11 protein-coding genes are annotated in these 14,551 nt (G+C 59.5%); 6 read left to right on the top strand and 5 right to left on the bottom strand.

Annotated elements, in window-relative coordinates:
- Positions 1-9: 9 nt before the first annotated feature.
- Positions 10-1,680 (bottom strand): phosphoenolpyruvate carboxykinase (ATP), encoded by a 1,671-nt coding sequence (pckA, locus tag AAAX73_RS04245; RefSeq protein WP_349125120.1) that lies wholly within the window; start codon positions 1,678-1,680, stop codon positions 10-12.
- Positions 1,681-1,955: 275 nt separating this feature from the next.
- The gene (locus AAAX73_RS04240) at positions 1,956-3,527 is read right to left on the bottom strand and encodes an L-lactate permease (protein WP_349125119.1); all 1,572 of its coding nucleotides are present in this window, start codon (positions 3,525-3,527) and stop codon (positions 1,956-1,958) included.
- A gap of 179 nt (positions 3,528-3,706) precedes the next feature.
- Here AAAX73_RS04240 and AAAX73_RS04235 point away from each other — a divergent pair, with 179 nt between their 5' ends.
- Positions 3,707-5,281, top strand: coding sequence for a lipopolysaccharide biosynthesis protein (locus tag AAAX73_RS04235; protein ID WP_349125118.1), 1,575 nt, complete (start codon positions 3,707-3,709; stop codon positions 5,279-5,281).
- Between the two features lie 317 nt (positions 5,282-5,598).
- On the opposite strand, the gene AAAX73_RS04230 is transcribed toward AAAX73_RS04235, so the two are convergent.
- A complete protein-coding gene (locus AAAX73_RS04230) occupies positions 5,599-6,438 on the bottom strand; it encodes a metallophosphoesterase (RefSeq protein ID WP_349125117.1) in 840 nt (279 codons plus the stop codon).
- A 321-nt stretch (positions 6,439-6,759) separates the two neighbouring features.
- On the opposite strand from AAAX73_RS04230, the gene AAAX73_RS04225 reads away from it, so the two are divergent.
- Complete coding sequence (locus tag AAAX73_RS04225; protein ID WP_349125116.1) at positions 6,760-8,361, top strand: potassium/proton antiporter; 1,602 nt, start codon at positions 6,760-6,762, stop codon at positions 8,359-8,361.
- Between the two features lie 115 nt (positions 8,362-8,476).
- Here AAAX73_RS04225 and AAAX73_RS04220 read toward each other — a convergent pair whose 3' ends face one another.
- Complete coding sequence (locus tag AAAX73_RS04220; protein WP_349125115.1) at positions 8,477-8,683, bottom strand: hypothetical protein; 207 nt, start codon at positions 8,681-8,683, stop codon at positions 8,477-8,479.
- 115 nt (positions 8,684-8,798) lie between these two features.
- On the opposite strand from AAAX73_RS04220, the gene AAAX73_RS04215 reads away from it, so the two are divergent.
- The 4 genes from AAAX73_RS04215 to AAAX73_RS04200 all read left to right on the top strand — a co-directional run bounded on the left by AAAX73_RS04215 (position 8,799) and on the right by AAAX73_RS04200 (position 13,389).
- On the top strand, positions 8,799-9,155 hold the full coding sequence (locus tag AAAX73_RS04215; protein WP_349125114.1) for a nucleotide pyrophosphohydrolase: 357 nt from the start codon (positions 8,799-8,801) through the stop codon (positions 9,153-9,155).
- Positions 9,148-10,890, top strand: coding sequence for a DNA/RNA helicase domain-containing protein (locus AAAX73_RS04210; protein WP_349125113.1), 1,743 nt, complete (start codon positions 9,148-9,150; stop codon positions 10,888-10,890). The genes AAAX73_RS04215 and AAAX73_RS04210 overlap by 8 nt, the downstream gene beginning before the upstream one ends.
- Positions 10,891-11,031: 141 nt before the next feature.
- Positions 11,032-12,156 carry a 3-phosphoserine/phosphohydroxythreonine transaminase gene (gene serC, locus AAAX73_RS04205; protein WP_349125112.1) on the top strand — a complete coding sequence of 375 codons (1,125 nt, stop codon included), beginning with the start codon at positions 11,032-11,034 and terminating at the stop codon, positions 12,154-12,156.
- Positions 12,157-12,225: 69 nt separating this feature from the next.
- Entirely contained in the window at positions 12,226-13,389 is a 1,164-nt protein-coding gene (locus AAAX73_RS04200; protein WP_006235446.1) for a phosphoglycerate dehydrogenase, read from the top strand.
- A 349-nt stretch (positions 13,390-13,738) separates the two neighbouring features.
- Here AAAX73_RS04200 and AAAX73_RS04195 read toward each other — a convergent pair whose 3' ends face one another.
- Entirely contained in the window at positions 13,739-14,545 is an 807-nt protein-coding gene (locus AAAX73_RS04195; RefSeq protein ID WP_349125111.1) for a hypothetical protein, read from the bottom strand.
- Positions 14,546-14,551: the final 6 nt, after the last annotated feature.

The raw sequence follows: 14,551 nt of genomic DNA, 5'->3' as shown, positions 1-14,551 counted from the left end.
GAGGCGACGCTAGCGGCGGAGTCCCAGCAGGCCGCGGCCGCGATGACGGGCGTCGGCGGGCACTTGAGCGTGCGGGCCGGCGGCCTTGACGGACTCGGGCAGGTGCGAGTACTTCTTCTCGAAGTTCTCCTCAAACATCACCGCCAGGTTGTGCGCTGCCTCGTCGTAGCGAGCGGTGCTCTGCCAGTACTGGCGCGGCACCAGGATGCCATCGGGCACACCGTGGCACGTAGTGGGAATGTCAACGTTAAAAATATCGTCGTGCACAAACTCGCTGTCCTCGATGGTACCGTCGAGGGCGCGGGCCACCAGGGCGCGCGTGTAGGCAAGCTCGATGCGATGGCCCACGCCATAACCGCCGCCAATCCAGCCGGTGTTGACCAGATAGACGCGCGTGCGACCGTCGGCGATACGCTCACCGAGCATCTTGGCATAGACCATGGGGTCGAGCGGCATAAACGGCTCTCCGAACAGCGAGGAGAACGTGGGCGTGGGCTCGGTGACGCCGACCTCGGTGCCGGGGATCTTGGCCGTAAAGCCCGTCACAAAGTGATACATGGCGGCGTCGGCCGTCAGGCGCGAGATGGGCGGCAGCACGCCAAAGGCATCACATGTCAAAAACAGCACAACGCTCGGGGTGGTGCCCATGCCCTTGGTCCACGCGTTGGGAATGTGCTCGACGGGATAGGCCACGCGCGTATTGTGCGTGATCGAGATGTCATCATAGTTAGGCTTGCGATTCTCATCGAGCACCACGTTTTCGCAGATGGCGCCAAAGCGAACAGCGTTGAAGATCTCGGGCTCGTGGAACGCATCCAAGCCCTCGCACTTGGCGTAGCAGCCGCCCTCGACGTTAAAGATGCCCATGTCGGACCAGCCGTGCTCGTCGTCGCCGATCAGCAGGCGCGTGGGGTTGGCCGAAAGCGTGGTCTTACCCGTGCCGGAGAGGCCAAAGAACACCGCGGTCTCATGCGTGACGGGATCCATGCTGGCCGAGCAGTGCATGGGCAGCACGTCGTCCTCGACAGGCAGCAGGTAGTTCATAACGCTGAAGATGGACTTTTTGATTTCGCCGGAGTAACCGGTGCCGGCAACCAGAATCACGCGCTCCTGGAAGTTGATGACCACGGCAGCGCTGGAGTTGAGGCCCTTGATGGCGGGGTCGCACTGGTAGCCAGGTGCCGCGAGCACGCAAAAGTCCGGCTCGCCGGTGCGCGCAATTTCGCGGGCAAGCGGACGAGCGAGCATTTGCTTAATAAAGAGCGCCTGGCTGGCACGCTCGCAGGCGACGAGCAGGCGACGCGTGTGGTTGCGGTCGGCGCCCGCCATGCCGCGCGTGACAAACACGTCGCGCTCGTTGAGGTAGTCGACGATACCGGCCTTGATGGTCTCGTAGCTCTCAATCGAAAGCGGTCGGTTGACGGCGCCCCAGGCGATCTTGTCGTGAACATCGGGGGTGTCAACGATAAAACGATCGTTGGGTGAACGGCCGGTGCGCTCCCCCGTCTCGATCACCAGCGCGCCGTTGGATGCCATGCGGCCTTCTTCGCGGCGGATAGCGTACTCGACGAGCTCCGCGGCGGGTAGATCAACCAGCAGGCGGGGCTGATTATCGGCGGGATCTTCGACCAGCGTAATACCAAAGTTGGACAGAACTTCTGCAGGGGTAACACCAGGCATGGGGCCTCCTTTAAAAACGCGACACGCGGACGCAGCGCGCACTTTACTCACGTAAAGCCCGTTGTACCCGATATGCAAAAACGTTTTTGCGGCAACGGCGAAGCGCCCGCCCAACGGTCAAAAATCACAGGCAAGCGGCCTGGTCATTGGGGACGTTCTTAATCGACTAATCGTTGGGGACACTTATGGACCAGTCGTTGGGGACACTCTTAAACAGGCAACAACCAAGGAGTGTCCCTAGATGCCGGCACTTAGGGACGTTCCCAAAGTGCCGACTACAGCGGCAGGCCTTGGCCGAGCATGGCGATGACGCTCATGAGGATCAGCATGCCGGCGGCGTAGGGCAGCACTGCGCCCAGGAGCTCGGCGTCCTTACCGCGCACGTGCACGGCAGCGAGGCCAATCGCGAGCGTCTGCGGCGAGACCATCTTACCGGCGGCGACACCCAGGGCGTTCAACGCAACCATCCAGTAGTCGCTCACGCCCAGCGCCGAAGCGGCCTGGCTCTGAATGGGACCAAACAGCATGCCCGACGATGTGCCCGAACCGGTCACGAACGCACCGACGGCACCGATCCACGGGGCCAGAATCGGGTACAGACCACCGGCGACGGCAATGCAGAACGCACTGATCGAAGAGATCATGCCCGCATAGCCCATCACCTTGGCACAGCCCAGCACCGAAAGCATCGTGATTACCGTCGGCATCATCTGCTTCACAGTCGCGGCCAGCACCTCGCCCATCATGCGCGGCGAAGCCCCCTGAATGGCGCCGCCGATAAACGCGGCCAGGAAGATCCAAACACCCGGCGTGTTAATCCACGAAAACGTGAGCGTGCCGGGGTTCTCGCCGCAATACACCTGCACGTGACTCGCAAAGGGCGCAAGCGCGGCATGCACGGCGGGCACCAGGTTGGACGTACCCAACAGCAGTACAAAAATCAGGATGAAACACGACCAGGCAGAAAGCGCCGACTTAGCGGTGAGCTGCTCACCGGCCTCGATATTCATGTGAAAGCGCGCGTCCAGGTGACCGGACTTCTCGGCGCGCATGGCAAGCGCGGCGGTCAGCGCGAGCGACACGATGGAGCCCACGACCACGGCAAGCTCGGGGCCCACAAACATAGCGACGACCAGGGCAGCGCCGACAAAGGACGCGCCAGAGAGCAGCGCGATACCGGCCACGCCGTGCAGGCGCTCGCCTACGCTCGCAACATCGCCTTGATCGTCGGTCACGCGGCCCGCAACCAACACGATGAGCAGCGGCATCACCACAAAGAACGGTGCGAGCTGCACCAGCTGAACGGTCGCCAGGTGCAGGGAATCCAGACCCACCAGGTCGGCAACGGACACCGTGGGGATGCCGATGGAGCCGTAGGGCGTGGGCACGCCGTTGGCCAGCAGGCAGATCAGCACGGCAGGCACGGCCTCAAAACCAAGGCCCGCGAGCATGCCGGCGGGAATGGCGACAGCGGTACCAAAGCCAGCCATGCCCTCCATAAAGCCGCCGAAGCACCACGCCACGAGCAGCGCCAGCAGACGGCGATCGCTGCTGATGGAGGTGATCATGCTGCCGATCACGTCCATGGCGCCCGTGCGAACGCAGAGGTTATACGTAAAGACGGCGGCGATAATCACCAACACGATGGGCCACAGCGCCATCAAAAAGCCCTCGAGCGAGGCCGTGGCTATCTGCGCCACCGGCAAATGCCACCACGCAAAGGCGAGCACGCACGAAAGAACAAACGAACCAATCGCGGCTTTCCAGGCCGGCCATTTAAAGCACAGCAGCATCACGACAAGCCAGATGATAGGCACAAGAGCCAGCAAAAATGCGGCGACGTCCATGGGTAAAAGCTCCTTGGTACCGCGAGGGCGGCATCGGGGGTGTCATAAAACTTGAACAGGATAACGCACGCTTACCGACAATTTTCTGCCGCCTGCCGAAATATTGAACAATCCGTTCAAAAACACGAGCAAACACCGCCGCGTCTATACTAGAGCGCAGCAATAGAAAGGACTCCGCCTTGAGCATCACGCCCCTCGATAGCATCCGCCGCGCCATCGCCCGCCGCAACGGCGTCACCGACCCCACCGTATCGGGCGGGGCGCACGGGCAGGGCGGACGCATCGAGAACGGCCTGTTCCCCGCATCGCACACCGCCGAGGAGCTCGCACGAATCCAAGAGCTAAGCCAGCGTAACGCCGGCGGTCCCGACAGCAACCAGGCCACACGCCGTCGCCGCGAGCGCGATCGCCAGCCCGGCCCCATCCACCGCATGGTCAATGCCTGGTGGAACCGCCTGCTCGGAGCCGTCTACGGCGGCGGCTTCTCCACGCAAGAAGCCGAGTACGAAGATCATGCCACCCGTCGCGACTACCTTTGGAATACCCTGGGCACCGCCGTATGGGGCATGGCGTTTCCTCTGCTCACCATCGTGTCCACGCAGCTCGTGGGCGCCGAGGAAGCCGGCAAGTTCTCCATTGCGTTTGTCACCGGCACACTCATCATGATCGCGTGCAACTACGGCGTGCGCAATTTCCAGGTCTCGGACATCGACGAGAAGACGTCCTTTGCCTCTTACCAGCTCAATCGCTGGCTTTGCGGAGCGCTCGCCCTAGGCTGCGGCCTCATGTACAGCAGCGCCCGCGGCTACGATGCGCAGATGGCCACGATCGGCCTGGGCGTCTACCTGTATAAAGTGATCGACGGCGTGGCGGACGTGTACGAGGGCCGCCTACAGCAGGCCGATAAACTCTACCTGGCCGGCATGAGCCAAACGCTACGCTCCGCCGGCGTCATCGCGGTCTTTAGCGTGGCGCTGTTCCTTACGCGCAGCATGCCCATCGCGGCGATGGCCATGGGTGTCACAGCCATCGCCTCGCTCGTGCTGGTCACCGCGCCGCTCGCCCTGCTCGAGACCGAAAAATCACGCCGCGTGAGCCTGCGCGAGGTCGGCCACCTGTTTGTCCAGTGCGCTCCGCTCTTTGGCGCGCTCTTTTTGTTCAACCTTATCGAGAGCATGCCCAAGTTTGTTATGGAAGGCACGCTGGCCTACAAATACCAGCTGTACTTTAATGCCCTGTTCTTTCCGGCGCAGGCTATTTTGCTGAGCATCGGATTTGTCTATAAACCGCAGCTTTTGCGTCTGTCGAGCATTTGGGCGAACCCGCGCAAACGCCGCCGTTTTGACTTGATTATTATTGCCGTTATGGCGCTGATCGTGGCCATCACCGGCGTATGCGCCGCATTTATGGCCGGCCCCGGCATTCCCCTCATGAGCTTTATGTACGGCCTCAACTTTGAGCGCTACCGCACATTGGCGCTGCTGATGGTCGTCGCCGGCGGCGTAACCGCGGCCATCGATTTTATCTACGCCATCATCACAGTGCTGCGCCACGCTGGAGACGTCACCAAGATCTACCTGACCTGCTTTGCCGTGAGCGTAGTGCTCCCGGTGATCCTGATCAACCTGCTGGGCCTGATGGGTGCCGTCGTGAGCTACCTGGCTATCATGGTCCTACTGCTGGTGCTGTTGATTGTCGAATACGCCCACATTCGCCAACGCATAGAACGCGACCGCAACCCGTACGGCGCCTAATTAGCTGCCCCGGTCACCGGAATTTGCGATGGAATCTCCCCGACTGGGGTCTCGTTGCGAACAATATGCATCACGCAAAACTAAGTGAGTAGACTTTTACCGAATCCCCGACCACGCCAGCAAAGCACAAGTCTGTGACCTGCAGTTTTATTGAGGCAAATAAGTTGGGTGCTCGGCATTTCCAAAAAAGTCTACTCACTTAGCCAGCGGGCAGCCAAATGATTATTTAATCCCCGTCCCAGAAAAATCAATTAGCGGGCAGAAGGGCAAAAGTAGTCAAAAAGGCCCCGTCCCAAATTAGCTACCCTTTGCAGCGATTATTCGCCCGGGTTGATGTTCGCATAAAACTCCGCCCCGTCGTCCAGGCGCAGGATGCCCACGCGGCCGAACTCGGAACCGGTGGCCGCCGCACAGTCGATATCGATGCGATCGGGCACGCCGGCGGTATCCTCGCCACCCAAGCGCACCATCCGCCCGCGGCCCGACTCCTCATCGAGCCCTGCCAGGCCGCCAACCTCGCAATAACGCCCCAGCGACACCGTGGGCGTGTGGCCGCTCACCACGACCGGGCCCTTGCCCTCGGCAGAAAGCAGCCCCGTCGGGGCATCCCAGTAGCCGTGACGAATCCACAGCAAGTCATCGGACGACTGCACGGCGAGCATTTGCTGCAGCAGCTCGCTATCGGCATCGACCGCTCCCCTGCCGTCGCCGCAATCGACACCATGCTCAAGCAAAAACGCACGCGCCGCCTCGGTCTGAACGCCGGCGTGCACCAGCAGATACGGTCGCTCGGCAGTCTCGACCACCGCGTAGAGCGGCAGGGCGGCAGCCCAGCGCACCAGCCCCTCGTATGCCTCAAATTCCATTTCGTTGAGCTGCTGACGCGTGGTCCAACCGCCATTGATATCCCAGGTCTCGGCATCGAGCGGGTCCTGGCCAATGATCGCGTCGAGCATGATCTGCTCGTGGTTGCCCTTAAGCACGCGAGCGTTGGGCAGCGACCGTACCAAGTTAATGACGCCGACCGGATCGGGACCGCGGTCGATCATGTCGCCTAGCACGTACAGCGTGTCGTCGGACGTCAGCGAGATCTTGGAAAGGGCCTCGTCCAGCGCGCGCACGTGCCCGTGAGCATCAGATGTCACATAGATCGCCATGGAACGCCTTTCCCTGCATTACGGCCGAAGCCCGATGCCACGACTAAAACTTCAAGTTGAACTTAAACGTTACCCATTGTACTCCGTTGCAATAAAGCTGGAAAGTGCCACCGCTGCCAACGGTCACAAGCGGCCGCCCGCACGCCCCGAAAACACCGCGCCACCAGCACCAACGCCCCAACCAGCACCGCCCGCGCCCCCCGCCTCGTGTCGATAATGCGAACGCCCGCGGCTCGGCCCCATAAACCCACCATCTTTGGGTACAAATAACCGCAGACAACTGACCGTGCCACGCCAACCACCCAGGAGCGGACACTACCCATGAACCAGATACTTCTCTTTATCGGCCTCGTCATCATTTTGTGTCTGACCATCAAACCCGTCGGCAAAAAGCTCCCCTTCCCTACCCTGCTCATCTTTATCGCGCTCGGCATGCTGCTGGGCGTCAACGGGCCGGCGCACATCGACTTTAGCGACTACGCGCTTACCGAAACCGTCTGCAGTACGGCGCTGCTGTTCATCATGTTCTACGGCGGCTTTAACACCAACATCGACCGCGCCAAGCCCGTCGCCGCGCCCGCGGTACTGCTGAGCACGCTCGGCGTTATCGCCACCGCCGGCATCACGGGCGCCTTTGCGCATTTTGCACTAGGCTTCGACTGGATCGGCGGCCTGCTGCTGGGCTCGGTCGTGGCGTCGACCGATGCGGCGAGCGTCTTTAGCGTGCTGCGCGAGCACAACCTTTCGCTAAAGGGCGCGACTGACTCGCTGCTCGAGGTCGAATCGGGCTCCAACGACCCCGTCGCCTACATGCTTACCGCGGTGCTCGCGACCCTCGCGGCGGGCGGCGACATCGACATTCCCGTGCTGTTGGCCAAGCAGATCACCCTGGGCGTGGGACTGGGCCTTGCCATCGGCTGGACATCCAGCCGCCTGATTGAACGCGCGCACGCAACGGCCGAGGGCGCGCAGACCATCTTTTTGTTCGCCGTGGCGATCGTTGCCTACGCGCTGCCGAGCCACCTGGGCGGCAACGGCTTTTTGGCCGTATACCTGGCAGGCATTGTGCTGGGTGCAAGCGACATCACCGGCAAGGTCGAGATGGCCCACTTCTTTGATACCCTCACCGAAATGGCCGAGATGACCATCTTCTTTTTGCTGGGCCTGCTCGTCACGCCCGCGCGCCTGCCGCAAATGCTGTTGCCGGGCCTGGCGCTCATGGCGTTTATGCTCTTCGTGAGCCGCCCCATCGCCGTCGGCCTGCTGTTGGCGCCCTTTAAGACCAATCCTCGCCAAGTCGCGCTCGTAAGCTGGGCGGGTCTGCGCGGCGCGGCTTCGGTCGTATTCAGCCTCTTTGCCGTGGTGGTCGGTGTTCCCGGTGGGCACGATCTGTTTGACCTGGTGTTTGTGATTGCCGTGTCGAGCATTGTGGTGCAGGGATCGCTGCTGCCGGCGGTGGCGAAAAAGCTCGACATGATCGACGCGGAAGGCGACGTGCGCCGTACGTTTAACGACTACCGCGACGAGGACGGCATGTCGTTTGTCAAGCTCAAGGTGGGCGCGGGTCATCCGTTTGCCGGTCGCTCGCTTGCGGACATTGGCAGCGTCACCGACATGCTCGTGGTCCTGGTGCTGCGTGACGGCGCACACCCCGTGCTGCCCAACGGCGATACCATAATTGAGGAAGGAGACCTTCTGGTGATGGCCGCGCCGACGTTTGAAGAGCGTGCCGAGGTTACGCTGCGTGAGGTCACCGTGACGCCCCACGGTCGCCTGGCCGGCCAGCGTCTTCGCGATGTGCCGCAAGGCAAGCACCCCTTTATCGTGGTGATGCTCAAACGCGACGGCCAAACCATCATCCCCGACGGCAATACCCTCATATACGCCGGCGACGAAGCCGTCATCGCCACGCTAGCGTCGTAGCCATCCCCACCCATAACTTGCGGTGAAATAGGGACTGAATAGGCCTTCTAGCAGCCTAAACAGTCCCTATTTCACCGCAAGTTATTGAGGGGATGGGGTTGAGGGGTGGCTATGGCTACCAGCCGTCGTCCGTATCATCGCCTGTGGCGAAGGCACGGAGGTCGAGGCCTTCGCGTTCGGCTCGGGCTAGGAGCTCTTGGGGCGACTCGTCCTCGATATCCATCACGTCGAGCATGGCGGCCGGAAAGCCCACGCCCGCCGCAGACCCCACGCGGTCGAGCAGGCTCTCGCGCAGCTGACCTACGTCAACTTCGATCTTCATGGTGAAACCTCCTACCGGCCAATCGCGACCGAACAAACCGCACACCCCAAATGATGTGCAATAAATACCAGATACGGCCATAATAAAACAATGAACATCAGGGAGGTTGCGGACGATGGATAAGCTCGATGCCATGACGAAACAAGTCAGGGACTTTTGTGATGCACGCGACTGGCGCAAATATCACACGCCAAAAGAGCTTGCCATAGGCATGGCAACTGAGCCCTCCGAGCTCCTTCAGCTCTTTCGTTTTGTGAGCGACGAGCGCATTGCAGAAATGTTCGAAGACACCGAGCAACGCCAAGCTATCGAAGACGAAGTCGCCGACACGCTTCTTTTCCTTCTGCGTTTCTCAGATTTAAATGAAATCGACCTGCCAGCGGCGCTTTCGTCCAAGCTCAAGCGCAATGGCGAGCGCTACCCCGTCGATGCATCATCTAACGAATACAGAAAGGCGGACCATCATGAGTAATGAGTTCGCCCTTCGGCAATACACGCTTCCCCTACCCCAGCCCTTTGAGACAAGCGAATCGCTTCAGGACTTTGGCACGCCAAAGCCCGGGACCCATCATGACGAGAGCTGGCCCGTCCTTTACATTCTTACCAACAGCAAAAACAAGACGGCATACATCGGCCAAACAACCAATTACCAGCGCCGTATGAAACAACACGCTGCAAACGTGGACAAGGACTTCGACCGGACCCTTCTGATCGACAATCCCACCTTCAACCAATCCGCAACGTTCGAGTTCGAGAATCGACTTATTGAGCTGTTCTGTGCCGACGAAAAATACCAGGTCACCAATGCCAACAACGGCTATGCCCAATTCGATTATTTTGAGCGGCCTCAGTATCGCCAGAGGTTCCGAGACCTCTGGACAAAGCTTCGCGAAGAAAACTACGCGATTCATCCGATTGAAGAGCTCGAGAACTCCGATCTGTTCAAGTTCTCGCCTTTCAAGACGCTTACGCCCGACCAATACGAAACGATCGAGACGATTTTTAAACGTCTCGAACAGGAGCATGAAGACGTAAAACATGGCGGCTCAAAAAGAGAACGTATAACCGTCGTGAATGGCGCGCCGGGAACAGGTAAAACAATCCTCGCCATCAGTCTCATGTTCAAAATCAAAAATGAGCCCAACCTTTCCGGCCTGCGAGTCGGTTTTGTCACCCCCATGGATTCCCTGAAAAAGACCCTCAGGAAACTCACGCACTTCCTTCCAGGGTTAAAGCCTGGCGATATCTTGAGCCCCAGTGACGTAACCAAAAATGATCGTTATGACATCCTACTTGTCGATGAAGCACATCGACTGGGTAATTATCTAAGCATGGGCTCCGGCATCAAGGCCTTCTATAGCACTTGTGATCGTCTTGACCTTCCGCACACAAGCAACCAAGTTGACTGGATATTCAAATGCTGCGACAAGGCATATCTGTTTTATGACCCCAAGCAGCAAGTCAGGGCATCCGGCCTCAATCGAGACGGTCTTGAGCGGCGACTTAACCAACTCGAAGAAGAGGGCATTGAAACTGAAGAGTTCAGCCTAAGCACGCAAATGCGAGTACGCGGCGGCGATGAGTATCTCGACTTTGTATATGATCTACTCGATAACAAAGCGTATATGCATGCCGGCATGAAATTCAAGGATCTCTTTTCATCGGAGCCTTACGATTCGCGAGCCGGGGATCCGGACAGCGATATCCCCAGATACCAGTTTGGAATCGTCGACCGATTTGAGGATTTCTGTTCCCTGCAGCAAGCCAAGGAAGAAGAAGTTGGTCTATCCCGCATGACGGCAGGCTTTGCGTGGAAGTGGGAAACCAAGACCAATAAAGATACGTTCGATATCGTCATCGAGGGCATTCATAAACGCTGGAATTCAACTCAAAAGGATTGGGTCAACTCTGCCAACGCCGTCAATGAGGTTGGTTGCATTCACACAGTGCAGGGCTACGACCTCAATTACGGATTCGTAATTCTGGGTCCCGACATTTACTACAACACCGATAAAGGAGCTGTCTGCGTTAACAAGGCGAATTTCAAAGATGCCGTCGCAAAGAAAAAGGCAAGCGACGACGACCTACGAAAGATCATCGTCAACGCCTACTATGTCCTCATGACGCGTGGCATGCTGGGAACGTTTCTTTATGTATGCGACCCGGCACTCAAGGAGTATTTGTCACGGTATATCCCGGTGATATAGACCTAACGACCGCCCTCCCCCATGTAACCATCCTGTAAATCATAGCGGCGCACTCGAGTTTTACCGTGATACGGTCGCGCCTGGCGCTCCACTGTGCTAAAGTATCCCGAACGTTCAAACGACTACGAGGGGAACTAGAAGATGGCACGTGTGCACAACTTCTCAGCTGGCCCGGCCGCGCTGCCCACAAGCGTGCTCGCCGAGATCGCCGACGAGATGATGGACTACCGCGGTTGCGGCATGTCCGTGCTCGAGATGAGCCATCGATCTAGCATGTACCAGCAGATCATCGACGACGCCGAGGCAACCCTGCGCCGCCTGCTGAGCATCCCCGACAACTACCGTGTCCTGTTTTTGCAGGGCGGCGCCACGCTGCAGTTTGCGGGCATCCCCATGAACCTCATGCGCCGCGGCCGCGCCGGCTACGTCGTGACCGGCAACTTCGCCAACAAGGCGTACAAGGAGGCCGCCAAGTACGGCGAGGCCGTGCTGCTCGCGAGCTCCGAGGACACCAACTTCGACCGCATTCCCAACATGGCCAATATCAACGCGCGCATTGCCGCCGAGGCCGCGAGCGATGGGCTCGACTACGTCTACACCTGCCAGAACAACACCATCTTTGGCACCATGTACCACGAGCTACCCGCTTGCGGCGATGTGCCGCTGGTCGCCGATGTCTCGAGTTGCTTTCTGTCGCAGCCGCTCGACCTCGAGCGCTACGGGCTCATTTACGCCGGCGCGCAGAAAAACGCCGGCACCGCGGGCGTCACCGTGGTTATCGCGCGCGACGACCTGATCGCCGAAGGCCCCGCCTTTGCGCAAACGCCGCAGTACATGGACCTTAAGACCCAGGCCGCCAAAGGCTCCATGCTCAACACGCCCAACACCTTTGGCATCTACGTGTGCGGCAAGGTGTTCCATTGGGTGGAGGAGACCGGCGGACTTGCCGCCATGGCCGAGCGTAACTGGGCCAAGGCCAACCTGCTCTATGACCTGCTCGAGCACAGCGAGCTGTTCCATGGCACCGCGCAGGCCGACAGCCGCTCCATCGCCAACGTCACCTTCCGCACCGGCGACGCCGAGCTCGATACGGCCTTTGTCACAGGCGCGACCGAACACCAGATTCAAAACGTCAAGGGCCATCGCCTGGTGGGCGGCATGCGCGCCAGCGTCTACAACGCCGTCACCATGGAGGACGTGCAGGCGCTGGCCACGTACATGAAGGACTTCGAGGCGCAGCATAGTTTGAGTCCGCGATCTAACTAGCCCGCAACGCGCGGGCCGACCAGCCACTTCAAACCACCTGTTTAAACCAAACCTGCTAAGGAGTTTTCCATGCGCAAGATCAAAACCATCGACGACATCACCAAGGACGGCAAGGTCGAGTTTGGCGAGGGCTACGAGTTTGTGAGCACCGCCGAGGAGGCCGACGCTATCCTGATGCGCTCCACCGACCTGCACGGCTACGAGCTGCCCGAGGGCATCCGCGCCATCGCCCGCTGCGGCGCCGGCGTCAACAACATCCCCGTCGAGGAGTACGCCAAAAAGGGCGTCGTCGTCTTTAACTCCCCCGGTGCCAACAGTAACGCCGTCAAGGAGCTCGTCCTGGGCATGCTGGTGCTTTCGAGCCGAGGCGTGGTGCAGTCGATGAATTGGGTGCGCGACAACGCCGACGACCCCGAGATTCAGGTCGACGCCGAAAAGGCCAAGAAGGCCTTTGTGGGCCGCGAGCTCAAGGGCAAGCGCATCGGCGTTATCGGTCTGGGCAACGTGGGCTCCAAGGTCGCCAACGCCTGCGTCGACCTGGGCATGGACGTCTACGGCTACGATCCGTTCATTTCCGTCGAGCACGCATGGGTGCTGAGCCGCGAGGTGCAGCGCGTCGGCACGCTCGAGGACCTCTGCCGCGGCTGCGACTACCTCACCGTGCACGTGCCCAGCAAGGCCGACACCATCGGCATGATCAGCACCGAGCAGATTAACCTGCTGGCGCCCGACGCCGTGCTCATCAACTACGCGCGCGAAACCATCATTGACGAGGACGCCGTCGACGCTGCCCTGCGTGAGGGCAAGCTGAGCTGGTTTAGCTGCGACTTTGCCACGCCCAAGACCGTCAAGATGCCCAACACGTTTATCACCACGCACTCGGGCGCCGGCACTGGCGAGGCCGAGGCCAACTGCGCCGACATGGCCATCAGCGAGCTCAAGGATTACCTGGAGAACGGCAACATCGCGCACAGCGTCAACTACCCCGCCTGCAGCATGGGCAAGGCGCGCGCCGCGAGCCGCATCGCCTGCCTGCACGCCAACGTGCCCAACATGATCGGCCAGATCACCGCAATCCTGGCCAAGGACAACGCCAACGTGCAGCGTATGACCAACGAGTCCGCCGGCGAGAACGCCTACACCATGTTCGACACCGACGAGCACCTGGACAGCAGCACCATCGAGGCGCTCAAGCAAATTCCGTCGATGTATCGCGTGCGCGTGATCAAATAGCGCCGGCGCCAAGCCTGCCAGGCAGACCATGAAGCCCATTCGGCCCCCGTTTTCACGAAACGGGGGCCGATTTCGTTGCTCCGGCTGGTTTTGAAAATGCTACCCATAATAAGTTTTTTCGGATAATCGACAGTGAGGCCCTAGTCGCTAAGCACAACTGCTTTTACAAACAGCTTTATCAGGGGTTTTAGTAGGTAAAAATCGATCTCTATATGCCAAACTAAAGTTGACTGTCCATTTTCCGAAATAACTTGCTCTAGGTAGCACTTTTCAAGCCAATTCCAAGGAGCAATTGAAGGCTATTCGCAACTAAAACCCTAGCTTCCGCGACCGTTTTCCACCCGCGCGGCTACATTCCCGCCCAATCGATAAAAATCTCCTCACGAAGTCGCCGTTCGAGCTCTTGCTGCCGCGGCGTCTTGTCTTTCAGTGGCACATCGAGATAGGACATGATGAGTTCCGTCACCACGCGGAAGGCATCGGAGTCGACCAGCTGACCATAGGTCATCAGAACGACGGGATATCCCATCGTCTGCAGGGCCGTCGTTCGATCGGAGTCCGAGATCTTGGATTCTATGGATCCGTGAATGGCTTTACCCTGGCATTCAACCAGACACTCTCGGCTGCCATCCTTATTTGACAGCAAGATATCGGCGTAGCGCCTATCAAGCCCCGAAATCAGGCGGGCGCTGCGCGTCATGCGAATCTCGACGTTATTGGTAAGGCGCAGCCCTTCGCCGCCGCGCAGCCTCGAAAGGCCAAACAGCATCGAAGCTTGGACCTCAAGCGGCGATGCCACAACCCCCGTAATGCATTTCGCGGCACGTGTGAATGATTTAGCACCGCGGAGTCCCTGGATCTTATTGGCGAACTCCGTAAGGTCAGAGAGCTCGATCAAGGGAGGTCGTTTCCACAAGTCCGTTGGATTCCCCGAGGCATCCTTTACGTTTTCCCAGCCCGACCGTGCGTCACCCCACCGGCTCCCATATGCCTGCTCAAGCGCCAACTTTACTTGAGGTGCAATCTTGCACACGGCAAAGGTGCCGCACATCTCAAACATGCACATGATCAGACGCTCGTTTGAAACCGAGGAAGCCAGGGTCAGCAGGGTAAAGAGCGGGGACGCGACATCAAGGCCAAACTCCGTCTGCTGCACGGAGCC

The organism is Collinsella sp. CLA-ER-H9 (assembly GCF_040092295.1).
Taxonomy (GTDB): Bacteria; Actinomycetota; Coriobacteriia; order Coriobacteriales; family Coriobacteriaceae; genus Collinsella.
This window is presented reverse-complemented; position numbering and strand designations above follow the sequence as displayed.